General features: G+C 61.3%; 23 protein-coding genes. 11 read left to right on the top strand and 12 right to left on the bottom strand.

Translation table 11 applies throughout. The features are described 5' to 3' along the window. Positions 1–73: 73 nt before the first annotated feature. The 8 genes from AB4N92_RS09540 (at position 74) to pqqE (ending at position 8,323) form a co-directional block, all read left to right on the top strand. Positions 74–1,756: a flavin monoamine oxidase family protein gene (locus tag AB4N92_RS09540; protein WP_029529016.1), complete on the top strand. Its 1,683-nt coding sequence runs from the start codon at positions 74–76 to the stop codon at positions 1,754–1,756. A gap of 10 nt (positions 1,757–1,766) precedes the next feature. Beyond that, the gene (locus AB4N92_RS09545; protein WP_010206999.1) at positions 1,767–2,561 is read left to right on the top strand and encodes a carbon-nitrogen hydrolase family protein; all 795 of its coding nucleotides are present in this window, start codon (positions 1,767–1,769) and stop codon (positions 2,559–2,561) included. Between the two features lie 48 nt (positions 2,562–2,609). Beyond that, on the top strand, positions 2,610–4,952 hold the full coding sequence (pqqF, locus tag AB4N92_RS09550) for a pyrroloquinoline quinone biosynthesis protein PqqF (protein WP_236266833.1): 2,343 nt from the start codon (positions 2,610–2,612) through the stop codon (positions 4,950–4,952). 159 nt (positions 4,953–5,111) lie between these two features. Next, positions 5,112–5,186, top strand: a complete 75-nt coding sequence (gene pqqA, locus AB4N92_RS09555; RefSeq protein WP_003194766.1) for a pyrroloquinoline quinone precursor peptide PqqA — start codon at positions 5,112–5,114, stop codon at positions 5,184–5,186. 66 nt (positions 5,187–5,252) lie between these two features. Beyond that, on the top strand, positions 5,253–6,164 hold the full coding sequence (pqqB, locus tag AB4N92_RS09560; protein ID WP_010207003.1) for a pyrroloquinoline quinone biosynthesis protein PqqB: 912 nt from the start codon (positions 5,253–5,255) through the stop codon (positions 6,162–6,164). Positions 6,165–6,175: 11 nt separating this feature from the next. After that, a complete protein-coding gene (gene pqqC, locus AB4N92_RS09565) occupies positions 6,176–6,928 on the top strand; it encodes a pyrroloquinoline-quinone synthase PqqC (protein WP_010207005.1) in 753 nt (250 codons plus the stop codon). Further along, complete coding sequence (pqqD, locus tag AB4N92_RS09570; protein ID WP_069672914.1) at positions 6,925–7,200, top strand: pyrroloquinoline quinone biosynthesis peptide chaperone PqqD; 276 nt, start codon at positions 6,925–6,927, stop codon at positions 7,198–7,200. The genes pqqC and pqqD overlap by 4 nt, the downstream gene beginning before the upstream one ends. Beyond that, positions 7,193–8,323, top strand: coding sequence for a pyrroloquinoline quinone biosynthesis protein PqqE (gene pqqE / locus AB4N92_RS09575; RefSeq protein ID WP_010207007.1), 1,131 nt, complete (start codon positions 7,193–7,195; stop codon positions 8,321–8,323). Before pqqD ends, pqqE begins: the two co-directional genes overlap by 8 nt. Positions 8,324–8,328: 5 nt before the next feature. Here pqqE and AB4N92_RS09580 read toward each other — a convergent pair whose 3' ends face one another. Beyond that, complete coding sequence (locus tag AB4N92_RS09580; protein ID WP_010207008.1) at positions 8,329–8,487, bottom strand: YqaE/Pmp3 family membrane protein; 159 nt, start codon at positions 8,485–8,487, stop codon at positions 8,329–8,331. Positions 8,488–8,655: 168 nt separating this feature from the next. Continuing rightward, on the bottom strand, positions 8,656–9,918 hold the full coding sequence (locus AB4N92_RS09585) for an aspartate aminotransferase family protein (RefSeq protein ID WP_236266829.1): 1,263 nt from the start codon (positions 9,916–9,918) through the stop codon (positions 8,656–8,658). 209 nt (positions 9,919–10,127) lie between these two features. Between AB4N92_RS09585 and AB4N92_RS09590 the strand changes: the two genes are divergently transcribed. After that, positions 10,128–11,027, top strand: coding sequence for a LysR family transcriptional regulator (locus AB4N92_RS09590; protein WP_010207012.1), 900 nt, complete (start codon positions 10,128–10,130; stop codon positions 11,025–11,027). Between the two features lie 226 nt (positions 11,028–11,253). On the opposite strand, the gene AB4N92_RS09595 is transcribed toward AB4N92_RS09590, so the two are convergent. The 10 genes from AB4N92_RS09595 to bioB form a co-directional block, all read right to left on the bottom strand. Then, positions 11,254–13,032 (bottom strand): acyl-CoA dehydrogenase C-terminal domain-containing protein, encoded by a 1,779-nt coding sequence (locus AB4N92_RS09595; RefSeq protein ID WP_236266828.1) that lies wholly within the window; start codon positions 13,030–13,032, stop codon positions 11,254–11,256. A gap of 123 nt (positions 13,033–13,155) precedes the next feature. Then, a complete protein-coding gene (locus AB4N92_RS09600; RefSeq protein WP_010207014.1) occupies positions 13,156–14,925 on the bottom strand; it encodes an acyl-CoA dehydrogenase C-terminal domain-containing protein in 1,770 nt (589 codons plus the stop codon). 90 nt (positions 14,926–15,015) lie between these two features. Further along, on the bottom strand, positions 15,016–16,305 hold the full coding sequence (locus AB4N92_RS09605; protein WP_010207015.1) for a GGDEF domain-containing protein: 1,290 nt from the start codon (positions 16,303–16,305) through the stop codon (positions 15,016–15,018). Positions 16,306–16,565: 260 nt separating this feature from the next. Further along, a complete protein-coding gene (locus AB4N92_RS09610) occupies positions 16,566–18,371 on the bottom strand; it encodes a phenylacyl-CoA dehydrogenase (RefSeq protein ID WP_010207016.1) in 1,806 nt (601 codons plus the stop codon). A 257-nt stretch (positions 18,372–18,628) separates the two neighbouring features. Continuing rightward, positions 18,629–18,910 (bottom strand): hypothetical protein, encoded by a 282-nt coding sequence (locus AB4N92_RS09615; protein WP_010207017.1) that lies wholly within the window; start codon positions 18,908–18,910, stop codon positions 18,629–18,631. Between the two features lie 106 nt (positions 18,911–19,016). Continuing rightward, positions 19,017–19,697, bottom strand: a complete 681-nt coding sequence (gene bioD, locus AB4N92_RS09620; protein ID WP_010207018.1) for a dethiobiotin synthase — start codon at positions 19,695–19,697, stop codon at positions 19,017–19,019. Continuing rightward, entirely contained in the window at positions 19,694–20,506 is an 813-nt protein-coding gene (gene bioC / locus AB4N92_RS09625) for a malonyl-ACP O-methyltransferase BioC (protein WP_010207019.1), read from the bottom strand. The genes bioD and bioC overlap by 4 nt, the downstream gene beginning before the upstream one ends. Next, positions 20,499–21,230, bottom strand: a complete 732-nt coding sequence (locus AB4N92_RS09630; RefSeq protein ID WP_236266827.1) for an alpha/beta fold hydrolase — start codon at positions 21,228–21,230, stop codon at positions 20,499–20,501. Before AB4N92_RS09630 ends, bioC begins: the two co-directional genes overlap by 8 nt. Then, positions 21,223–22,404, bottom strand: coding sequence for an 8-amino-7-oxononanoate synthase (gene bioF, locus AB4N92_RS09635; RefSeq protein WP_236266826.1), 1,182 nt, complete (start codon positions 22,402–22,404; stop codon positions 21,223–21,225). Before bioF ends, AB4N92_RS09630 begins: the two co-directional genes overlap by 8 nt. 69 nt (positions 22,405–22,473) lie before the next feature. Continuing rightward, positions 22,474–23,529: a biotin synthase BioB gene (gene bioB, locus AB4N92_RS09640; RefSeq protein ID WP_236266825.1), complete on the bottom strand. Its 1,056-nt coding sequence runs from the start codon at positions 23,527–23,529 to the stop codon at positions 22,474–22,476. 92 nt (positions 23,530–23,621) lie between these two features. Here bioB and AB4N92_RS09645 point away from each other — a divergent pair, with 92 nt between their 5' ends. Both AB4N92_RS09645 and AB4N92_RS09650 read left to right on the top strand, forming a co-directional pair. Further along, positions 23,622–24,359, top strand: coding sequence for a ComF family protein (locus AB4N92_RS09645; RefSeq protein ID WP_236266824.1), 738 nt, complete (start codon positions 23,622–23,624; stop codon positions 24,357–24,359). 58 nt (positions 24,360–24,417) lie between these two features. Next, on the top strand, positions 24,418–25,182 hold the full coding sequence (locus AB4N92_RS09650) for a TOBE domain-containing protein (protein ID WP_236266823.1): 765 nt from the start codon (positions 24,418–24,420) through the stop codon (positions 25,180–25,182). Positions 25,183–25,255: the final 73 nt, after the last annotated feature.

The raw sequence follows: 25,255 nt of genomic DNA on the forward strand, positions 1-25,255 counted from the left end.
TTTTCCTATACTCAGCGGGTCACGCCCGCCAGGTCGCCAGTAAGGGTCAGCCATGAGCATTCCGTCCAGCACCATCAGCAAGACCAATCGCCACCCCGCCGACGGCAAGAAACCCATCACCATCTTCGGTCCGGACTTTCCGTTTGCCTTTGATGACTGGATCGAACACCCCGCAGGCCTGGGCAGCATCCCCACCGCCAACCACGGTGCCGAAGTGGCGATTGTCGGCGCCGGGATCGCGGGCCTGGTGGCCGCCTACGAGCTGATGAAACTGGGCCTCAAGCCGGTGGTGTACGAAGCCTCTAAAATGGGCGGCCGCCTGCGCTCCCAAGCCTTCGAAGGGGCCGAAGGCATCATCGCCGAGCTGGGTGGCATGCGCTTTCCGGTGTCGTCCACCGCGTTCTATCACTATGTCGACAAGCTGGGGCTGGAAACCAAACCCTTCCCCAACCCACTGACGCCGGCGTCCGGCAGTACGGTCATTGACCTTGAAGGCCAGACCCACTACGCGCAAAAACTCTCCGACTTGCCGGTCCTGTTCCAGGAAGTGGCGGACGCCTGGGCCGACGCCCTGGAAGCGGGTTCGCAGTTCGGCGATATCCAGCAAGCCATCCGCGACCGCGACGTGCCGCGCCTCAAGGAGCTGTGGAACAAGCTGGTGCCACTGTGGGATGACCGCACCTTCTACGACTTTGTCGCCACCTCCAAGGCCTTCGCCAAGTTGTCCTTCCATCACCGCGAAGTGTTCGGCCAGGTCGGCTTTGGCACCGGCGGCTGGGACTCGGACTTCCCCAACTCGATGCTGGAAATCTTCCGCGTGGTAATGACCAACTGCGATGACCACCAACACCTGGTGGTCGGCGGCGTGGCACAGGTGCCGATGGGCATCTGGCGCCATGTACCGGAGCGTTGCGCCCACTGGCCGGCGGGCACCAGCCTGAGTTCGCTGCACCGCGGTGCGCCAAGGGCAGGGGTGAAACGCATTGCTCATGCCGCGGATGGTCGTTTCGCCGTCACCGACAACTATGGCGACACTCGCGAATACGCTGCTGTACTGACCACCTGCCAAAGCTGGCTGCTGACCACCCAGATCGAATGCGACGAAACCCTGTTCTCGCAAAAGATGTGGATGGCCCTGGACCGCACGCGCTACATGCAATCGTCGAAAACCTTCGTGATGGTCGACCGCCCGTTCTGGAAAGACAAAGACCCGGAGACCGGCCGTGACCTGATGAGCATGACCCTCACCGATCGCCTGACCCGTGGCACGTATCTGTTCGATAACGGCGACGACAAGCCGGGTGTGATCTGCCTGTCGTACTCGTGGATGAGCGACGCCCTGAAAATGCTGCCGCAGCCCATCGACAAGCGCGTAAAACTGGCCCTCGACGCCCTGAAAAAGATCTACCCGAAAGTCGATATCAAGGCGCGCATCATCGGCGACCCGATCACCGTGTCATGGGAAGCCGACCCGCATTTCCTCGGTGCCTTCAAAGGCGCGCTGCCGGGCCACTATCGCTACAACCAACGCATGTATGCACACTTCATGCAGAAGGACATGCCCGCCGAGCAACGTGGGATCTTTATAGCCGGTGATGATGTGTCCTGGACGCCTGCCTGGGTCGAAGGCGCCGTGCAAACCTCGCTGAACGCGGTGTGGGGCATCATGACCCACTTCGGTGGCAGCACTCACCCGGAGAACCCAGGACCGGGTGACGTATTCGATGAAATCGGGCCGATCGCCCTGGCCGATTAAGGAGTTGAACATGCGCGTCGCCCTGTACCAATGCCCACCGCAGCCGCTGGATGTAAGCGGCAACCTCAAGCGCCTGCACGCTTTGGCGCATGAGGCCTCCAGTGCCGATGTGCTGGTGCTGCCGGAGATGTTTCTCACCGGCTACAACATCGGCGCCGAGGCCGTTGGCGCGCTGGCCGAGGCGCAGGATGGGCCGTCGGCACAGGCGATTGCCGAACTGGCCAAAAGCGCCGGTCTGGCAATTCTGTACGGTTACCCGGAACGGGCCGAGGATGGCCAGATCTACAACGCCGTGCAGTTGATCGACGCCCACGGCCAGTGCCGGTGCAACTACCGCAAGACCCATCTGTTTGGCGACCTGGACCACTCGATGTTCAGCGCCGGCGAGGATAATTTCCCTCTGGTGGAGCTCAACGGCTGGACGCTTGGTTTTCTGATCTGTTACGACCTGGAGTTCCCGGAAAACACCCGGCGCCTAGCCCTGGCCGGTGCCGAACTGATCCTGGTGCCCACCGCCAACATGGTGCCGTTCGACTTTGTCGCCGACGTCACCGTGCGGGCGCGGGCCTTCGAAAACCAGTGTTATGTGGCCTACGCCAATTACTGTGGGCGTGAAGGCGAGATCCAGTACTGCGGGCAAAGCAGCATCGCCGCACCGAATGGCCAGCGCATTGCCCAGGCGGGTCTGGATGAAGCCTTGATCGTCGGGGAGCTGGATCGCCAGTCGATCCTCGACGCCCGCGCCGCCAATCACTACTTGCAGGACCGTCGCCCCGAGTTGTACGGGGCGCTGCACAAGCCCTGATCCAGTCGGTTTGCTAACATGGGCACATTCTACGTTTCGGAAGTGCCCATGCCTGCGCCGGCCCACCCTCATCCCCTTCAACTGACCCTGGCCAATGGCCTGCAGGTTGCCTTGCAGCATGCGCCGCGTTTGAAACGTTGCGCCGCCGTTTTGCGCGTAGCGGCAGGCAGCCATGATGTGCCACTGGCTTGGCCGGGGTTGGCGCATTTCCTGGAGCATTTGCTGTTCCTCGGCACAGAGCGCTTTCCCACGAGTGAAGGGTTGATGGCCTACGTGCAACGCCATGGCGGTCAGGTCAATGCCAGCACCCGCGAGCGCACCACGGATTTTTTCTTTGAATTGCCGGTTGCAACATTTGCCGGTGGGTTGGAGCGCTTGGGTGACATGCTCACCCACCCGCGCCTGGCCCTGGAGGATCAATTGCGCGAGCGCGAGGTAGTGCACGCGGAATTCGTCGCCTGGTCCCAGGATGCCAAGGCTCAGCAGCAGGTCGCGTTGCTTGAAGGACTGGCGGCGGATCATCCACTGCGGGGTTTCCATGCAGGCAACCGCGACAGCTTGCCGGTAGAACGTGAGGCATTTCAGCAGGCGTTGCGCGAATTTCACGCGCAGTTCTATCAGAGCGGACAGATGACCTTGAGCCTGGCGGGCCCGCAATCACTGGAGGCGCTGCAAGGCCTGGCACAGTCGTTCAGTGAACAGCTGACTTCTGGGCCTCTGCGCCCACAATCCGCCCCACCGGCATTGATGCCGGGCCAGGCGCGGGGCTATCAGCACATCGCCAATCATCACCTGCATCACGTCATTACCTGCGACGCGCCCCGGCCAGCGCTGGAGTTTCTTTGCACTTGGCTTAACACCTCGGCGCCCGGCGGATTGCTGGCTGAACTGAAGACGCGACAACTGGCCAGTGCACTGCAGGCGTCAGTGCTTTATGACTACGCTGGGCAGGCTGTGCTGGATATCGACTTCACCACCCGAGGCGAATCGGCTAGCCAAATAGAGGCATTGCTGCTCGACTGGCTGAGCTTTTTCGCACACAGCGACTGGACTTCACTGCGGGAAGAATTCGCACTGTTGGCCGCTCGGCAACGGCAGGTCCAAGGCGCCCTGGCATTGGCAAAAAACCACAGCCAGGATCTCTCGGAACAGAGTGTGGCCGCCCTCAAGACCCTACTGGATTCACTGCACCTACCGCCCTCCGGACACACGTGGCAACTGCCACCGAACAACCCATTCCTGCGCCCTCCGATCAAGGAAGAACGCGCCGGCCTGATTCGCGGCCAGACCAGCGCCCACCGAGGCTTACGCACCTTTGCCCAGGATCGTTCCCGTGGCCGCAAGGAAGTGTCGGCGCTGACATTCAGTCAAGCATTGGCAGACGACGGCGACGAAGGCGCGCTGTATCTGCAATGGCGGTCAGCGCCTTGCGGCCTTGAAAGTGCTTTGCAGCCGTTGCGTGAGAATGCCCGTCAGGCAGGCGTCGAATTGTCATTCGAAAACCTGGGGCAGGACGGGCTGGTGAAGATGGTCGGGCTGCAGGAGCCCATGCCAGCCGTGTTGGACCGGTTGGCGCAAAGCCTGAATCAAGCGCAGGAAGCTCAACCCGTCTTGCCACAGATGATTGCCATCCGTGAATTGCTCAAGGCGCTGCCCGCTTGCTGCAACGGTCACAACGCTGAATCGACAGCCTGGGCCACCGCACGTTGGCAAGGCCTGGGCCTGGGCTTTTCCGCCGCCCATGAAGCCGCGATCAAAACCGCAGCGGCCCGGCTGCCAGGGCAACCCGCGCGGCTTGATCAAGCACGTCCTTCCCTCAGCGGTCAGCGCCTATGGCACACGCTAAAAACCGACTCGGACGAAGCTGCACTGCTGCTGTTTTGCCAGGCGCCAAGCCAGTCCCTGGCGGATGAAGCCGCATGGCGACTGCTGGGCCATCTGGTCCAAGGGCCGTTCTACCAGCGCCTGCGCGTCGAGCTGCAAATCGGCTACGCCGTGTTCAGCGGCATCCGACAGATAAACGGCCAGACCGGCCTGCTATTCGGCGTGCAATCCCCCCGCGTGTCCCTGGAGGGCATCGCTGATCACCTGCAAGCCTTCCTCCAACAACTGCCGGCACTGATCGATAGCAGCGACGACCTGGGCAACCTGGCCCTGGCACAGCAGTTCTCAGCACAGACACTGCCCAACGCCCAAGCCGCCGAACTGCTGTGGCACGCCCATCTGGCAGGTCATCCGTCGGGTTATCTGGATCAACTGCAATCCCACATCCAAGCCTGTACCCGCGAAGCGTTGCAGCTCGCCGCCCAGCAATTGAATGACGCCACAGGCGGCTGGCGCTGCGTGGCCAACGGCCCGTGCAGCTCGGCTACCTGGCAAGCGGCTGGCTGATCATTGCCGCCCCTGCAAAAGGCTTTTTCCATCAAGACAGCGCTAACTTGAAAAGAATTGCGTAACATTCCCACGCACACATCTGAACATCTCCGATTGGAGGTGGACTATATGTATTACTTGGTAGTAAACGTCCCATCCCTTCGTAGGAGTAAGAATATGACCTGGTCCAAACCTGCTTACACTGATCTGCGCATCGGTTTCGAAGTCACCATGTACTTCGCCAGCCGTTAACCCGCTGGGTAATACAACGCCTCGGTTCGCCCGGGGCGTTTTTGTTTTGAGCTTGATGGAGCTGCCATGTTTGTCCAGATTCTAGGTTCCGCCGCCGGCGGTGGTTTCCCGCAGTGGAACTGCAACTGCGTGAACTGCGCGGGTTTTCGTGATGGCAGCCTGCGGGCCCAGGCGCGTACCCAGTCGTCCATCGCGATCTCCGACGATGGGGTGAACTGGGTGCTGTGCAATGCCTCGCCGGATATCCGTGCGCAACTCCAGGGCTTTGCACCGATGCAACCTGGCCGCGCCCTGCGCGACACCGGCATCAGCGCGATCATCCTGATGGACAGCCAGATCGACCACACCACCGGCCTGCTGAGCCTGCGTGAAGGTTGCCCGCACCAGGTGTGGTGCACCGACATGGTCCATGAAGACCTGAGCACCGGCTTCCCGCTGTTCACTATGCTCACCCACTGGAACGGCGGCCTGGCCTGGAACCGCATCGAGCTGGACGCCAGCTTCACCATCCCGGCCTGCCCGAACCTGCGCTTCACCCCGCTGCCACTGCGCAGTGCCGCGCCGCCCTACTCGCCGCACCGCTTCGACCCGCACCCCGGCGACAACATCGGCCTGATCGTCGAAGACCTGCGCACCGGCGGCAAACTGTTCTACGCGCCAGGGCTGGGCAAGGTCGACGCGCCGTTGCTGGAGATCATGGCCGGCAGCGACTGCCTGCTGGTGGACGGCACAATGTGGGATGACGACGAAATGCAGCGCCGTGGCGTCGGCACCCGCACCGGCCGCGAGATGGGCCACCTGGCGCAGAACGGCCCCGGCGGCATGCTGGAAGTGCTGGAGCAATTGCCTAAACAGCGCAAAGTGCTTATTCACATCAACAACACCAACCCGATCCTTGATGAAGACTCCCCCGAGCGAGCGGAGCTGGTGCGGCGCAATGTCGAAGTGGCTTACGACGGCATGAGCATTGAACTGTAGGAGCGATCGAAATGACCGACACGCCATTGACCACCGCTGAATTCGAAGCCGCCCTGCGTGCCAAAGGCGCCTTCTACCATATCCACCACCCGTACCACGTGGCGATGTACGAAGGCCGCGCAACCCGCGAGCAGATCCAGGGCTGGGTCGCCAACCGCTTCTACTATCAGGTGAACATCCCCCTGAAAGACGCCGCTATCCTGGCAAATTGCCCAGACCGTGAGATCCGCCGCGAGTGGATCCAGCGCTTGCTCGACCACGATGGCGCCCCCGGTGAGGACGGCGGCATCGAAGCCTGGCTGCGCCTCGGCCAGGCCGTTGGACTGGACCCCGACCAACTACGCTCTCAGGAACTGGTGTTGCCAGGCGTGCGGTTTGCGGTGGATGCCTACGTCAACTTCGCCCGCCGCGCCAGTTGGCAGGAAGCCGCCAGCAGCTCGCTGACCGAGCTGTTCGCGCCGCAGATCCACCAATCGCGCCTCGACAGCTGGCCGCAGCATTACCCGTGGATCGACCCGGCCGGGTATGAATACTTCCGCACCCGTCTCGGCCAGGCCCGGCGCGACGTGGAACATGGTTTGGCGATCACCCTGCAGCACTACACCACCCGTGAAGGCCAGGAGCGCATGCTGGAAATTCTCCAGTTCAAACTGGATATCCTGTGGAGCATGCTGGATGCCATGAGCATGGCTTACGAACTCAACCGCCCGCCGTATCACAGCGTGACCGAGCAGCGTGTGTGGCATAAAGGGATCACCCTATGAGCTTTGATCGCAGCAAGAAACCCACCTGGCGCCAAGGCTATCGCTTCCAGTACGAGCCCGCGCAAAAGGGCCATGTGTTGCTCTACCCCGAAGGCATGATCAAGCTCAATGACAGCGCTGCGCTGATCGGCGGTTTGATCGACGGTGAGCGCGACGTGGCGACGATCATCGCCGAGCTGGATAAACAGTTCCCCGGCGTGCCTGAGCTCGGCGAAGACATCGAGCAATTCATGGAGGTCGCCCGTGCAGAGCACTGGATCACCCTTGCCTGAAAAACCGCCGATTGGCTTGCCGCTATGGTTACTGGCCGAGCTGACCTATCGCTGCCCGCTGCAGTGCCCGTACTGCTCCAACCCGCTGGATTTTGCCGAGCAGGGCAAAGAGCTGAGCACCGAGCAGTGGTTCAAGGTGTTTCGCGAAGCCCGCGAGATGGGCGCGGCACAGCTGGGGTTTTCCGGCGGCGAGCCGTTGGTCCGTCAAGACCTCGCCGAGCTGATCGCCGAGGCGCGCAGGCTGGGGTTCTATACCAACCTGATCACCTCCGGCATCGGCCTGACCGAACAGAAGATCAGCGATTTCAAGAAAGCCGGCCTGGACCATATCCAGATCAGCTTCCAGGCCAGCGACGAACAGGTGAACAACCTGCTGGCCGGCTCGAAAAAAGCCTTCGCGCAAAAACTGGAAATGGCCCGCGCGGTGAAGGCCCACGGTTATCCGATGGTGCTGAACTTCGTGACCCATCGGCACAATATCGACAAGATCGATCGCATCATCGAGCTGTGTATTGCATTGGAGGCGGACTTCGTCGAACTCGCCACCTGCCAGTTCTACGGTTGGGCGCAGCTCAATCGGGTGGGGTTGTTGCCGACCCGGGAACAGCTGGTGCGCGCCGAACGCATCACCAACGAATACCGCGCCAAGCTTGAGGCCGAAGGGCACCCGTGCAAGCTGATCTTCGTAACGCCGGATTACTACGAGGAGCGCCCTAAAGCCTGCATGAACGGCTGGGGCAGTATCTTTCTGACAGTAACGCCAGACGGCACCGCCCTGCCCTGCCACGGCGCCCGACAGATGCCGGTGCAATTTCCCAACGTGCGCGACCACAGCATGCAGCACATCTGGTACGACTCATTCGGCTTCAACCGCTTTCGCGGTTACGACTGGATGCCCGAGCCATGCCGTTCCTGCGACGAGAAGGAAAAGGACTTCGGCGGCTGCCGGTGCCAGGCCTTCATGCTCACGGGAGACGCGAGCAATGCCGACCCGGTGTGCAGCAAGTCCGAGCAGCACGGCATCATCCTGCAAGCGCGGGAAGAAGCCGAACACGCGACCCAGACCATCGAGCAATTGGCCTTTCGCAACGAGCGCAACTCACGGCTCATCGCAAAAGGCTGACGGCCTTAGCGCTTGGCGATGATGTACACCGCGTGGATGATGCCGGGGAAGTAACCGCACAGGGTCAGCAGGATGTTAAGCCAGAACGCACCGGCGAAACCCACTTGCAGGAACACACCCAGTGGCGGCAGCAGAATGGCAATGATGATACGAATGATGTCCATGGGTAAGCTCCAAAAATCGGCTCGTGTGAGCCGTGTAGCTAATCGACCTTGGCCATTCGTGAGGGTTCAGTGGGATCTGGCGTTGGGCCATCCAGGCAAAAAAACGCCCCCAACCAAAAGAATCAGGCCGGAGGCGCCGCGTAGACCGCGAGACGGTTCAGGAAGAGGTTAAACGGCGACGCCCTTGCGGCATTGCAGTTGTGCGGTGCGCACGCGGGAGAAGGCACGGGCCAGGCGCAGGAGCATTTCGTCGATGTTGCTTTTGCTCACGGTCAGGGCCGGGGTGAAGCGCAAGCAGTTTGGTTGCGGGGCGTTGATGATCAGGCCTTCGTGCAGGGCAGCTTTTACAACAGCATCCGCAGAATCATCCGACAACGTCAGGCCCCACATCAGGCCGTGACCACGCAATTGACCGTGGTCGTAGCGGTAGGCCAGACGGGCCAGCCCCTCGCCCAGGTACAAGCCGGACTCACGCACGTGGTCCATAAAGCCGTGCTCCAGCACCGCCTCGAGTACCGCCAGGCCGGCCGACGCCATCAGCGCATTACCGTGGTGAGTACCTTCCAACTCGCCCACCTCGAAACAACAGGCTTTACCACGCGCCAGTAGTGCTGCGAGGGGCACACCGCCGCCCAGGCCTTTGCCGAGGGTGATGATGTCGGCACGCACGCCGTATTGCTGCTCGGCGAGCAAGGTACCGCAGCGGCCGATGCCAGTTTGCACTTCGTCGAGAATCAGCAGGATCCCCAGTTCACGGCACAAGCGCTCAACGCCTTTGAGGTAATGCTCGGTCGCAGGAATGACGCCCGCTTCGCCCTGGATCGGTTCGAGCAGGATGGCGACGGTTTGCGCATCGACTGCCGCATGCAGCGCCGGCAGGTCGTTGAAGGGCACATGGCTGAAGCCGGGCAACTGCGGTTCGAAACGGTTTTCCGGGCCACCCGCCGATGCCGACATCGCGGCGAAACTGCGACCATGGCTACCCGCGCTGGCACTGATAATGCGGTAGGCCCCGCCGCGATGCAGCTGGCCCCATTTGCGCGCCAACTTGATCGCGGCTTCGACGGCTTCCGCGCCGCTGTTGAGCAGGTAAGCCTGATCGCTACCGGTGCGATGGCACAGGCGCTCAGCGAGGTTGAGTTGAGCGCGGTTGTGCAGGCCGTTGCCGGGGTTGATCAGCGCCTGGGTCTGGTCAGCCAGCGCCTTGATCAACACCTGGGGGCTGTGGCCGAGGCTGTTGGCTGCGTTGCCCTGACTGAAATCCAGGTAGGCACGGTCGTCGCTGTCCCACAGCCACGAGCCCTGGCCGCGCACGAACACGTGCGGCGGGCGGGCGACGCAGGGCATCAGGGACTCGCTGGAAGACGTCTCGCTGGGCGCCTCGAGAAGCAAATCGTCCAGGCTCGGCGCAGCGCGACGGAACAGATTCATAGCTCACCTCCAATAGCAACCGGACCTTGGTCGGTGCGGCACGCCAGAACGGCCCTGAGGTTTTTTGCCTTGCCTATGTAAACCCTATCAACATAAACGCTGTTCATTGCTCGATTCGGCCCTGTAAGCCCTGCGAATAGGCGCTAGACTAGGCGCCTCAGCGGCCAACAGCCATTTCGTTTTTCCAGCTTTTTCGATAAGTAAGCCTTATGGATTTCAAGCAACTGCGTTATTTCGTCGCGGTGTATGAGGAAGGCCACGTAGGCCGTGCCGCCGAGCGCCTGTCGATCTCCCAACCGGCGCTGTCTCAGCAGATACGCCAGTTGGAACAGAACCTGGATGTGAGCCTGTTCGAGCGCAGCAGCAAGCGCCTGCTGCCGACACTGGCGGCGCACACACTGTACAACCATGCCCTGCCGCTGATCGATGGCATGCAACAGGCGGTTGAAGCACTGCGTAACTTCAAGGGGCAGGCGATGCGCACCTTGGCCATCGGTGTCCTGCAAACCGTGCACACCAGCCTGGTGCCGCAGATGCTGGAGCGTGTGCGCAAGGCCCAGCCACATCTGGTGGTGCAGATTTACGAATTGACGGGGCTTGAGATCGAGCGACGACTGCTCAACGGCTCGCTGGATATTGGCATCAGCTACCTGCCGCCACGCCAGCCGGGGCTGCACGGCGTGTTGTTGTATGAAGATGAGTTAAAGGTGGTCATCCCCGAGGACCATCCCTTGCGGGCATTCAAGAAAGTCTCGCTGAAGCAGGCGGCCGAGTTGCCCATGTTGCTGTTGGGGGAAGAGTTTCAAGTCAGGCAGATCTGGCAGGGCCAATTGTCCAACCTCGGACGACGCCCGCAAGTACAGGCGGAGCTGAACACCATGGTGGGGATTCTCGACAGCTTGCCCCACACGAAGTTGGCGACGGTGCTGCCGGGGCGTTCCCAGGACGAACACAACAGCCAGTCACTGTTATGGAAACCGCTGAGTGAACCCAGGGTGCCGCTGAAAGTCGGCTTGGTGTGCCGCGATGTGCAGCGTCAGCAGGCGACGATGGCGTTGCTGCGCACCTTGCTGGAAGACGTGATGAATGCCCCGCAGGCACCGGCCTGACTTTTTCACGGGCAAAAGAAAACCCCGCCGAAGCGGGGCTTTGCAGACTGTTTCCCTGACATCCATTTCACTCCGCCTTCCTGGCAGAATCCTACGTGTCCGTGTTGTTGCTTTGCGCTTCCTGCGCGACGTCCATGTGAAGTAGATTATCCGTGGATCCAATCTGGCGATAGAGGACGAATAGCAGCACGTCATGTAAGAGAATGCTTACACACTCTCCAATCCCTTAAAACAGTGCTTCATCCAGCAAGAACAGCGATTCGCTGCCGGCTTTTACCGACGCACTCAACGAATGAATACGCGGCAATAGACGCGCAAAGTAGAAGCGTGCAGTACCCAGCTTGCTGGCGTAGAAGTTTTCTTCCGATTCCTTGCCCAGCGCAGCCTTGGCCATGCGTGCCCACATGTAGGCATAAGCCATGTAGCCAAAGGCATGCAGGTATTCCACCGACGCCGCGCCGATTTCGTTCGGGTTGGTCTTGGCGCGGTCCAGCACCCAGGCGGTCAACTCATCCAGGTTATCCACCGCCGCGCTCAGCGGTTTGGTGAATTCGGCCAGCTCGGTCCCCGACGAGGCAATGAACCCACGGATTTCGTCAGCGAACAAGGTATAGAACGCCCCGCCACTGCCGACGATCTTGCGTCCCATCAGGTCCAGGGCCTGGATGCCGTTGGTGCCTTCGTAGATCTGGGTGATGCGCACATCGCGCACCAGTTGCTCCTGGCCCCACTCGCGAATGTAACCGTGGCCGCCAAATACTTGCTGGCCCAGCACAGTGGTTTCCAGCCCCAGGTCGCTCAGGAAAGCCTTGGCCACCGGCGTCAGCAATGCCACCAGGTTATCCGCACGCTCGCGGGCAGCGGCGTCGTCGCTGAATTTGGCGATGTCCAGCTGCGTCGCCACGTAGGTGGAGAACGCCCGGCCACCTTCGTTCGCGGCTTTCATGGTCAGCAGCATGCGCCGCACGTCCGGGTGCACGATGATCGGGTCGGCCATTTTGTCTTGCGCCTGAGCGCCCGTCGGTGCACGGCTTTGCAGGCGGTCGCGGGCATATTCGATCGCGTTCTGGTAGGAACGCTCGCCGGACGCCAGTCCCTGGATACCGACACCCAGACGCTCGTAGTTCATCATGGTGAACATTGCCGCCAGACCGCGGTTCGGCTCGCCTACCAGGTAACCCACGGCGTCGTCGAAGTTCATCACGCAGGTCGCCGACGCCTGGATCCCCATCTTGTGCTCGATGGACCCACAGCTCACCGTGTTACGCGCGCCCAGGCTGCCATCGGCATTGACCATGAACTTCGGCACCAGGAACAGCGAAATCCCCTTGGGACCGGCCGGCGCATCCGGCAGTTTGGCCAGCACCAGGTGGATGATGTTGTCGGTGAGGTCGTGTTCGCCACCGGTGATAAAGATCTTGGTGCCGCTGACTTTGTAGGAACCGTCCGCCTGTGGCTCGGCCTTGGTGCGGATAATCCCCAGGTCGGTACCGGCATGGGCCTCGGTCAGGCACATGGAGCCGGACCATTCACCGGAATACATCTTCGGCAGATAAGTCGCCTTGAGTGCTTCGCTGGCGTGGGTGTTGATTGACACGCAGGCGCCGGATGTCAGCATCGGGTACAAACCGAACGCCAGGCTCGATGAGTTGATCATCTCTTCAACCTGGGCGGACACCGCCTTGGGCATCCCCATGCCGCCGAAGATCGGATCACCGCCAACCCCAACCCAGCCGCCTTGCGCATAGGTCGCGTAGGCCTGTGGAAAGCCATCCGGCGTGAACACCGCGGTGTTGTCCCAGCGGCAACCCTGTTCATCGCCACCGCGGCTGAGCGGGGCGATGGATTTGGCGGTGACCTTGCCGGCTTCTTCGAGGATGGCCTCTACGGTTTCGGCGTCAACGGTGTCTGCCAATGCCGGCAATTGGGCCCAAGTGGTGGCGACCTCAAAGACTTCGTTGAGGACGAAGCGCATATCACGCAGCGGCGCTTTGTAATCAGCCATGGCAAACCTCGTGAGAACGTGAAAAGTGATTCGGTGAGAGTCGGTTTTACAGGCTCAGAGTGTACCCGAACAACTTTTCAGACACATAGGGTCCACTTGTGACTGATCGGTATTTTTAAGTCATCACAGCGCAAAGGCCTCCGCAGGCAGACTCATCAGGCATTCGCTGCCCGCTTCCACCGCCGCGCGGTGGGTGGCGGTACGTGGCAGCAGACGCTTGAAGTAGAAGTCGCAGGTCGCGAGCTTGGCTTTGGCAAAATCAGTATCCGGTTGTTCAGCGGCAGCGATCGCCATGCGCAGCCACAGGTAAGCGAGCACCACGTAGCCGCTGTACATCAGGTAATCCACCGCCGCCGCGCCCACTTCATCGGGATTCTTCATCGCGGCCATGCCGACCTTGGTGGTCAACTCGCCCCACTCCCCATTCAACTGATTGAGCTGCGCCACATAGGCCTTGAGTTGCGGATGCTCGGCATGCGCTGCGCAGAACTTATGCACGATCTTGGTAAACCCACGCAGCAACTTGCCTTGGCTGCCTAGCACCTTGCGCCCCAGCAGGTCGAGAGCCTGGATGCCGTTGGTACCTTCATAAATCGGCGCAATCCGTGCGTCGCGGGCCAGCTGCTCCATGCCCCATTCGCGGATGTAACCGTGACCGCCGAAAACCTGCATGCCGTGGTTGGTCACCTCAAGGCCGGTGTCGGTCATGAAGGCTTTGCAGATCGGGGTGAGGAACGCCAGCAGGTCTTCGGCGTCCTGGCGCTGGGTGGCATCGCTACTCAGGTGTGCGGTGTCGAGCAACTGTGCGGTGAAGTAGGTCAGTGCGCGGTTGCCTTCGTTGAAGGCCTTCATGGTCAGCAGCATCCGGCGCACATCGGGGTGCACGATGATCGGGTCGGCGGCTTTATCCGGAGCCTTGGCGCCGGTCAGTGAGCGCATCTGCAGGCGGTCGTTGGCGTATTTGATCGCGCCCTGGAAGCTTGCTTCGCCGTTACACAGGCCCTGCATACCGGTGCCCAGCCGCGCATGGTTCATCATGGTGAACATGCAGTTGAGGCCTTTGTTCGCCTCACCGATCAGGAATCCCTTGGCACCATCGAAGTTCAGCACGCACGTGGCGGAGCCCTTGATGCCCATCTTGTGTTCGATCGAGCCGCAGTGCACCGCGTTACGCTCGCCGGAGTCCGCATGGAACTTGGGCACGATAAACAGTGAAATACCCTTGGTGCCCGCCGGTGCGTCCGGCAGTTTGGCCAATACCAAGTGGATGATGTTGGCGCTCATGTCGTGTTCGCCGGCCGAGATGAAGATTTTGCTGCCGGTGACCGCATAACTGCCGTCCGCCTGGGGCACGGCGCGGGTTTTGATCAGGCCCAGGTCGGTGCCGCAGTGGGCTTCCGTGAGGCACATGGTGCCGGTCCATTCGCCGGCAGTGAGTTTGCTGAGAAACGTGTCTTTCTGCTCGGCGGTGCCGTGGGCGTGGATCGCCGACATCGCGCCGTGGGTCAGCCCTGGGTACATGCCCCAGGATGTGTTGCTGGAGCCGATCATCTCGCTGAGCACCAGGCCCAGTGACTGCGGCAGGCCCTGGCCACCGTAGGCCGGGTCCGCGGCCACACCGTGCCAGCCGCCTTCCACGTATTGGGCGAAGGCCTCCTTGAAGCCCTTGGGCGTAGTGACCACGCCATTTTCGAAATGGCAGCCTTCTTCGTCGCCGCTGCGGTTAAGCGGTGCGAGTACGTTTTCGCAGAATTTTGCGCCTTCTTCGAGAATCGCGCTGACCATGTCCGGGCTGGCGTCAGTCGCGCCCAAGGCGGCGTAATGGCCGTGGAAATCAAACACGTTGTCGATCAGAAAACGCATGTCGCGTAGGGGCGCTTTGTATTCAGGCATGGCAATGTCTCCGTCAGCAGATGGTTTCAACCTACTGCCGGGCATTGCCGCGGACAATCACTGTAGCGCTGCTGAATACAGCGCCATCACTCAACCGGCAGCGCTCTCCATACGCACTGCGCCACGCCGGGTTTGCCCGGCGGCCACCACGCAGTTGCGCCCGGCGCCCTTCGCGGCGTACAGCGCCTGGTCCGCGGATTTAAGCACTTCTTCCGGCGTGCGCTGCTCGGCCTGGCGCTCAGCCACGCCAATGCTGATGGTCACCGAAACACTCGATGCGCCACTGCCGGAACGGCGCTGACGGCCTTGATGATCGTCCTGAGGGCGGTCCGAATTACGCAGCTTGATATCGTAATCGGCGATGATCCCGCGGATTTCCTCCAGGTGCGGCAAGCATTCTTCCACCGTCTTGCCGGCGAACACCACGGCGAACTCTTCACCCCCATAGCGATAAGCGCGCCCGCCGCCGTTGACCTTGGATAACTTGCTCGCCACCAGGCGCAGCACCTGGTCGCCGACGTCATGACCATGGGTGTCGTTGAAACGCTTGAAATGGTCGACGTCGCTCATCGCCAGCACGTAGTTGCGTCCCAGCCGCTGCATGCGCTCGTTCAGTGCGCGGCGCCCCGGCAAGCCGGTCAGCTCATCGCGAAAGGCCATTTGATAAGCCTCATGGGCCACACCAGCGGCAATCATCAGCATCACCTGGCTGCACATGATGTTCAGGGTGAACGGCAGGATGAACGTCTGCGGCAACATCCAGAACATGCCCAGCAGCCCCACCAGTTGCGCCGCATGCAGCGGGCGCGGCTGGTACCAGTACTGCGCCGCCAGGGTCAGGAAGCCGATCAGGAACATCGGGTACGACAGTTGGATCAGGCTCATCCAACTGCCATGCAGCGCCGGCCAGCGAATCTCCGCCAACCAGTTCAGCACCGCCTGGGGATAACTCTGCTCGAGCGCCAAGGCCACGCTGCCGATCGCCAGCAACACCGCGCCACGCGCGACGAAGTCACGGAACAGGTGGGTCTTCTCCTGCCACAGCGCGTAGATGCTGAACAACAACGGCAGCAGCAGGCAGCACAGGTGAAACACCACGGCTGCGTCTTCACGCACGCGACCGTGATCGCGATAGAAGTCTGTCTGGGTATCCAGCAGGAAGTAGGCGATGTACACCGTGATCATCAGAAACAGTTCACGCTGACGACGGTACACCGCGCAATACGAACCGCCGAGCAGCAACACCAGGGTCGGCAACACATTGAACAGTGAGGTGAAGAAGACGTTGAGCTCCTTGACGTACGCAGCCGAGAGCCCGGCCAGCAAGAGCAGCAACGAAGGTAGGAAATGATTGAAACGCACAGCGGACACGCGTGACAAGGGTAAAACTCCGACCCGCAAAAAATGATGGCACTGTGCCTTTACGTTGACAGTTAAGCACAAACTGACACGCATATATCACATTGCCATTACTGTAACGGCAGCCACTGGCATTCCCTGAGCTTTTTGTTGCAATGCTTTCTGTCGGGGCTGGCGTGCCCGCTGTGTTTTTTCGCGAGCGGGCTCGCTCCTACGCAGAAACGAAAAAAGCCGCCGCTCCCGGGAGGGAGCAGCGGCTCTTGAAGTGAACCCGGTAAGGCTTAGTAAGCCAGGCCGAAGTCTTCTTCTTTCATGTCCATCAGGTTGTTGGCGCCCGACAGCATGGTGGCCACGTGAGTGCGAGTACGCGGCAGGATACGCTGGAAGTAGAAGCGCGCGGTCTGCAACTTGGCGGTGTAGAACGCCTCTTCGGTGGTGCCGGCAGCCAGTTTCTCGGCAGCCAGGCGCGCCATGTCGGCCCAGAAGTAAGCCAGGCACGCGTAACCGGAATACATCAGGTAGTCCACCGAGGCGGCCCCCACTTCTTCACGGTCTTTCATCGCGGCCATGCCGACCTTCATGGTCAACTCGCCCCACTCTTTGTTCAGCGCAGCCAGCGGTGCAACGAACTCTTTGACCGCTTCGTTGCCTTCGTTGGCCTGGCAGAACTTGTGCACGATCTTGGTGAAGCCCTTGAGCGCTTCGCCTTGGGTCATCAGCACCTTACGACCCAGCAGGTCCAGCGCCTGGATGCCGGTGGTGCCTTCGTACAGCATCGAAATGCGGCTGTCGCGAACGTTCTGCTCCATGCCCCACTCAGCGATGAAGCCGTGACCGCCGTAGATCTGCACGCCGTGGTTGGCGGATTCAAAACCGACTTCGGTCATGAACGCCTTGGCGATCGGGGTCATGAATGCCAGCAGGCCATCGGCCTGTTTCTTGGCTTCGTCGTCGGTGCCGTATTTGACGATGTCCACTTGCTTGGCGGTGAAGTACACCATCGCACGGTTGCCTTCGGCGAAGGCTTTCATGGTCAGCAGCATGCGGCGCACATCAGGGTGCACGATAATCGGGTCGGCGGCCTTATCCGGCGCTTTCGGGCCGGTCAGGGAACGCATTTGCAGGCGGTCACGCGCATATTTCAGGCCGCCCTGGAAGCCGATTTCAGCGTGGGCCAGGCCTTGCAGCGCGGTGCCCAGGCGAGCGGTGTTCATAAAGGTGAACATGCAGTTCAGGCCTTTGTTCGCCGGGCCAATCAGGAAACCGGTGGCCGCGTCGAAGTTCATCACGCAGGTGGCGTTACCGTGGATGCCCATCTTGTGTTCCAGGGAACCACAGGTCACCGCGTTGCGCGCACCGATGGAACCGTCGGCGTTCGGCAGGAACTTCGGCACGATAAACAGCGAAATACCTTTGGTGCCAGCCGGTGCGTCCGGCAGGCGAGCCAGTACGATGTGGACGATGTTATCGGCCATGTCGTGTTCGCCGGCCGAGATGAAGATCTTGGTGCCGGAAACTTTATAGGTACCGTCGGCCTGAGGTTCGGCCTTGGTGCGCAGCATGCCCAGGTCGGTGCCGCAGTGTGGCTCGGTCAAGCACATGGTGCCGGTCCACTCGCCCGACACCAGCTTGGTCAGGTAGGCCTCTTGCTGCTCGGGGGTGCCGTGCTCGGAGATGGTGTTCATCGCGCCATGGGACAGGCCTGGGTACATGCCCCACGACCAGTTGGCTTCGCCGACCATTTCGCTGACAGCCAGGCCCAGGGATTCCGGCAGGCCTTGGCCACCGTGCTCCACGTCGTGGGCCAGGCTTGGCCAGCCACCTTCGACGAATTGTTTGTAGGCTTCTTTGAAACCGGTTGGGGTTTTAACGCCCGACTCACTCCAGGTGCAGCCTTCGATGTCACCCACGCGGTTCAGCGGTGCCAGCACTTGCTCACAGAACTTGGCGCCTTCTTCAAGGATGGCGTCAACCATGTCCGGGGTAGCGTCCTGGCAAGCCGGCAGGCTCTGATAGTGCGCTTCATAGCCAAGCAGTTCGTCACGAACGAAGCGAATATCACGCAAGGGGGCCTTGTAGTCAGGCATAGCGATAAACCTCTGCTGATGTATCTGGAATGAACAACCGCGTGGATGTGTTGTGGCGGTCAAACAGGTGTTTGAAACATACGTTTACCACCTGGGGATGTCAAGCGCCGTCCGGATGCCGTTTGTCATGACATGAATCAAAGGCGCGCACGGCGAAGCCTGCGGCGGGTCGCCACACATGACTTTAGGAGAGATGGGGAGTTTTTGTAGGAGCGAGCAAGCTCGCTCCTGCAGTGACCGGATAAGACAGAAGGGGGTTAAGCGTAGGTGTCGATCAGGGTGCCGAGCATTTCATCCGAAGCCTTGGCGACTTTTGCACCGAGCTCCACTTGGAATTTGCCTTGGGCCATTTCGACCATGTTGCTGGCCGAGTTGGACGGCTGGGCGCGGTCATTGGCTTGCAGACGGTCACTTTGCGCATCCGAGGGCTGGGTCGTCGCGGCGCTGGCAATTTTACCGGCGGCCTGGTCGACACGGTTTTGCCCGGCCTGAATGCTGCTCAGGCCCGAATAAAACGCGCTGCTTCCAGAGATTTCCATGGCGTAAGCCTGCCTTTAGAGAATCGTGAACCTTGATTGAAGCAGAGTCGCCCGCAAAACGCCCGTCAAAAACACTAATGGCATAATGCCTTATCGATAGCCAAAATCAGTCAAGCAGGTCCAATTGCAGGTACTCCGCCACGGCCTCAGCCCCGGCGTGCTTGAGTTTCGGCACACGGCCCAGGCACGGCGCGGGCAGGCGTTCGGCCAGGGTGGCGAGGTTTTCTTCCAGACGGGAGGTCTTGGGGTCGATGATATTTGCCACCCACCCGGCCAACTGCAAACCGTCGCGGGCGATGGCTTCGGCGGTCAGCAAGGCATGGCTGATGCAACCCAGGCGCACGCCCACCACCAGGATCACCGGCAGCTTGAGCGCCATGGCCAAATCCGACAGGTTCGCCTGATCAGCCAGTGGCACCCGCCAACCGCCTGCGCCTTCGATCAAGGTGAAATCCGCTTCTCGCGCCAGCATCTGCTGCATGGGCTTGAGCAAGGATTGCACCGTCAGCGACACACCCGCCTCCCGCGCCGCCAGATGCGGTGCAATGGCCGGTTCGAAGGCCACCGGGTTGACCTCGGCATAACTCAAGGGCAACGAACATTCGGCCAACAACGCCAATGCATCGGCGTTGCGCAAGCCTTTGGGCGTAACCTGGCAGCCGGACGCTACGGGCTTGCCGGCGGCGGTGCTTCTGCCGGCTTGTCGCGCTGCGTGGAGCAGGCCGGCAGCGACAGTCGTTTTGCCGACATCGGTGTCGGTACCGGTAATAAAGTAGGCAGCGGTCATAGAGGTTTCTCCAGTACGGCATACACCACTTGGTAAGTCGCCGGCAGGCCCGGGGCCTGGCGGAACCGCTCATACGCCTGCACCAGTGCAACAATCCGCGCGCGCCCCGTCAACCCTCCCGGGCGGCCGGGGTTGAGGTTATGGGCGCCCAAGGCCTTCAACTCATGGGTAAGGCTGCGCACATCCGGGTAATGCAGTACATGGGGACGCTGCTCCAGGCTCACCACCCGCAGGCCGCTGGCTGCGCACAGTTGCTGATAACCCTCGAAAGTACGGAAGCGGTTGACGTGAACCAAGCCATCCGCCGCGCGCCAGCTTTCGCGCAGTTCTTCCAGGGTGCCCACGCAGAGGCTGGTAAAGGCAAGCACACCACCCGGTTGCAACACGCGATAGGCCTCGCTGAGCACCGCTTCGAAGTTCGCGCACCACTGCACCGCGAGAGAGGAGAAGATCAGCTCCACGCTGTCCGCTTTAAGCGGCAAACGCTCCGCATCACCCGCGATGAACTGCTCGGCGCCACCCAAAGGGCGCGCGTGGTTGAGCATTCCTTCGGCGATATCCAGTGCGATGCCTTGGCTGGCAGGCAGCCGCTCACCCAGCATGCGGCTGAAATAGCCGGTGCCGCAGCCCATATCCAGCCAGCGTTGCGGGGTGATATCGGTCGGCAGGCGCATCAGCAATTGGCTGCCCACTGCCCGCTGCAACTCAGCAACGCTGTCGTAACTGGCGGCTGCACGGGAAAAGGATGCCGCCACCTGGCGCTTGTCCGGCAAGGCCCCCGGCAGCGGGGCGTGGGATAAATCAGTCATCGACGCACTCATGCAAAAAAGCCTGGATGGCCCCCGCTACACCGTGGGGGTCTTCCAGAAGAAAAGCGTGGCCGGCCTGTTCAATCAGGCCGATTTCAACATCGGGCAGCAGCGCCAGCAGATCGCTGGCGGCTTCGGCGGGCACCAACCCATCCAGTCCAGCGAACAGGTGCAACTGTGGGCCGCGATACGCCAGCAAAGCGTCGCGGGTGTCGAGTTGGGCGAGCAGTTCAAGACCGGGCATCAGCACACTGGAAGGCGTATTCGGTGCGCCACTGACCAGCAAGCGTGACAACACACGCGGGTCTTCGGCACCTTTGGCGCACAGCAAACCAAAACGTTTGAGGGTGACCTGGGAGTCGGCATGGCAACCGGCGAGAAACGCGTCGAACGTCTCGGCGGGCATCGCGCTCGGCCAGCCGTCATGGGCGACAAAACACGGATTGCTCGCCAGTGTGAGCAAGCCGCAACAGCGTTCGCCGCGCCGCGCCGCCAATTCCGAGGCAAGCATGCCGCCCAACGACCAACCGCCTAACCATGCGTTGTCCGGCAGCGTGGCATCGAGTTCGTCGAGCCATTCATTCAGGTCGCTGGAAGCCAGCGCGGGCAAGGGCTCGATCTGCACCTGCAGGTGTTCGTCCAGGCCTTGCAGTGCGGCAGCCAAAGGCTCCAGCGGTGATACGCCGAGGCCCCAGCCGGGCAGCAATATCAGTCGGTCACGCATGGTCGGGCTCCGAACTGCTTGATACGCGCAAACACGCTTCCAATGCGTTTAACAATAGCCGCACCTGCGCCTCGGTGTGGGCCGCCGTCAAGGTCACGCGCAAGCGGGCACTGCCAGCCGGCACGGTGGGTGGGCGAATGGCGGTGACCATCAGGCCGCGCTCGCGCAGCATCTGCGACAGGCACATGGCCTTGGCGCTGTCACCGATCAGGATCGGCTGGATCGGCGTGAAGCTGTCCATCAGGTCCAGCCCAAGCTGCTCGGCGCCCTGGCGGAACTGGTGAATCAGGCTGTTGAGGTGCTCGCGCCGCCAATGTTCGGTGCGCAGCAGCTCCAGGCTTTTCAAGGTGGCGCAGGCCAGGGCCGGCGGTTGGCTGGTGGTGTAGATGTACGGGCGTGCGAACTGGATCAGGCTTTCGATCAGCGCTTCACTGCCCGCCACAAAAGCCCCAGCCGTGCCAAACGCCTTGCCAAGGGTGCCGACCAATACCGGCACGTCCTCCTGGCTAAGGCCGAAATGCTCGACGATGCCTCCGCCGTTGGCACCCAATGGCCCGAAGCCGTGGGCATCATCCACCATCAGCCAGGCACCTTTGGCTTTGGTTTCACGGGCCAGCGCTGGCAGGTCCGCCAGATCGCCGTCCATGCTGAACACGCCATCGGTGACCACCAGCGTATTGCCGGTGGCTTTCTCCAGGCGCTTGGCCAGGCTTTCGGCGTCGTTATGCAAGTAGCGATTGAAACGCGCACCCGATAGCAGGCCCGCATCCAGCAACGAGGCATGGTTGAGTCGGTCTTCCAGCACCGTATCGCCCTGCCCCACCAACGCCGTGACCGCGCCGAGGTTAGCCATGTAGCCGGTGGTAAACAGCAGCGCGCGCGGGCGACCGGTGAAGTCGGCCAGCGCTTGTTCCAGTTCATGGTGCGGTGTCGCATGCCCGACCACCAGGTGCGAAGCACCACCGCCCACGCCCCAGCGGGACGCACCGGCGCGCCAGGCTTCGATCACTTGAGGGTGATTGGCCAGGCCCAGGTAATCGTTATTACAGAACGCCAGCAACGGCTGGCCGTCCACCACCACTTCCGGACCTTGGGGGCTGTCCAGTAGCGGGCGTTGGCGATAAAGGTGTTCGGCACGGCGGGCAGCGAGGCGCGCGGCGAGATCAAAAGACATGCTGGCCTCGATACATCAGGTGAACAATGTGGGAGCTGGCTTGCCACCCCTACAGGGATGGCATTTCAATCAAACAACGGCGTTATAGAACTGCTCGCTGCTCTTTTGCTCCACCAGCGCCTGTTCGATCGCGGCCTGATGCACTTCATCGGCATGCTCTTCGCGCGCTTCCGGCAGAATCCCCAGGCGCGAAAACAGTTGCATATCCTTGTCGGCCTGCGGGTTGGCAGTGGTCAGCAACTTATCGCCGTAGAAGATCGAGTTGGCACCGGCAAAAAACGCCAGGGCCTGCATCTGCTCGTTCATCGCCTCGCGACCAGCCGACAGCCGTACATGGGACTGCGGCATCAGGATGCGCGCCACGGCGAGCATGCGGATGAAGTCGAACGGGTCGATGTCTTCGGCGTTTTCCAGCGGCGTACCGGCAACCTTCACCAACATGTTGATTGGCACCGACTCCGGATGCTCCGGCAGGTTGGCCAGCTGGATCAGCAAATTGGCGCGGTCATCAAGGGACTCGCCCATGCCGAGGATGCCACCCGAGCAGATCTTCATCCCCGACTCCCGCACGTAAGCCAGGGTTTGCAGACGCTCGCTGTAGGTGCGGGTGGTGATGATCGAGCCGTAAAACTCCGGCGACGTATCAAGGTTGTGGTTGTAGTAGTCCAGGCCAGCCTGGGCCAGGGCCTCGGTCTGGTCCTGATTGAGGCGGCCGAGGGTCATGCAGGTTTCCAGGCCCATGGCCTTCACGCCTTTGACCATTTGCAGCACGTAAGGCATGTCTTTGGCCGACGGGTGCTTCCAGGCGGCGCCCATGCAGAAACGGGTCGAACCGATGGCCTTGGCGCGGGCAGCCTCTTCGAGGACCTTCTGCACTTCCATCAGCTTCTCTTTTTCCAGGCCCGTGTTGTAGTGGCCCGACTGCGGACAATATTTGCAATCTTCCGGGCAGGCCCCGGTCTTGATCGAGAGCAGCGTCGACACTTGCACACGGTTAGCGTCGAAATGCGCGCGGTGCACGGTCTGCGCCTGGAACAACAGGTCATTGAACGGCTGCACGAACAGCGCTTTGACTTCGGCGAGGGACCAATCGTGACGCAAGGTGGCGGTGGTGCTGGCGCTCATGGGCGATTCCTTGATTATGCTTTGGCAAGCGCTGTGGGCAGGGCAATACCCACAGGCACGACACGGATGCTCGGCATATTTAAGGAAGATTCATGCACTGTCAACCAGACTACAAACACCAGGTTTACATCTGGTCAAAAAACACACAAACCTGTTTGATCTGCGATGAGGCAACGGACTCTTGCGATGCTGTGTGCAACGCCTGCGAAACCGAGCTGCCTTGGTTGATGGCGCACTGCAACCTGTGCGCCCTGCCCTTGCCGATGGAGGGTTTGATCTGCGGTCAATGCCAACAGCATCCACCGGCTTTCAAACAGGTGATCGCACCCTGGACTTACAGCTTTCCGATCGACTGTCTGATCAGCCGCTTCAAGCACCAGGCGCGCTGGCCCCTCGGACAAATGCTTGCACAGTTGTTGACGCAGCACCTGCAACACCGCTTCGACAACACCGAACTCACGCGCCCCGACTGCCTGCTACCGGTGCCCCTGGCGCGCAAGCGCCTGCGTGAACGCGGCTATAACCAGGCCTTGATGCTGGCGCGCTGGCTCAGCAGCTCCTTAAACATCGCCTACGATGAACACTTGTTGTTACGCCCCCATGAAACCGTCGCCCAACAAGCCCTCGATGCCAAGACCCGCAAACGCAACCTGCTCGGCGCTTTCGCCCTGGCGCCCGATGCCCAGGTGCAAGGCCGTCACTTTGTACTGGTGGACGACGTACTCACCACGGGTGCCACCGCCCACAGCCTGGCGCGGTTGTTGATGAACGCCGGGGCGCGGCAGGTCGATGTGTACTGCCTGGCGCGCACGCCCAAACCAGGCAGCTGACTTGACTCCGTCCCACCTTGCCCGCAACGTTCGGCCCACCACATCGAAGCGTATTGCCATGTCTCTGCCAACGCCCCTCAGCCAACACATCATCCGCCGCCCCCAGCGCATTGCCCTGCTGGCGCATATCGCCGAGCAGGGTTCTATCACCCGCGCGGCGAAAAGCGCGGGGTTGAGTTACAAGGCGGCGTGGGATGCCATTGATGAGCTGAACAACCTGGCGCAAAAGCCGCTGGTGGAACGCAGCGTCGGCGGGAAAGGTGGCGGCGGCGCCAAGCTGACGGCGGAAGGTGAGCGCGTGCTGCGTCTTTATCAGCGCCTGCAAGTATTGCAGGCCCAAGTGCTGGGCTCTGACGAAGCCGCCAGTGACTTCAACCTGCTGGGCCGCTTGATGCTGCGCACCAGCGCGCGTAATCAACTGCATGGTCAGGTCGTCGCTATCGAGCAGCATGGCCGCAATGATCTGATCCGTCTGCAACTGGCTGGCGGGCTGACCCTGGCTGCGCAGATCACCCACGACAGCACGCAGCGACTAGAGCTGGAGATCGGCGTGGAAGTGGTCGCACTGATCAAGGCCGGCTGGCTGGAATTGCTGGCGCCCGGGGCCTTCGCAACAACTGGAAACAATTGCATGAGCGGCATCGTCGACGCCATTCTCGACGCCGAGGACGGCCCCAGCGAAGTGCGTGTCATCCTGCCCAACGGCCAGGTTTTATGCGCCCTGGCGCAGCCCGACACGCTCAAGGGTCTGTGCGTGGCCGAAGGTAAAGCGATCCGGGTTCAATGTGCACCGAGCAATGTGCTGCTCGGCACACCGGTGTAAGCGGCCCGCTATTTAAACTGCAACAATTTCGTCACGCCCGCTCCTTATGGTGTTTGCAAAAACCGCAGGGAGC

Source organism: Pseudomonas sp. S3_A09, from assembly GCF_054668065.1.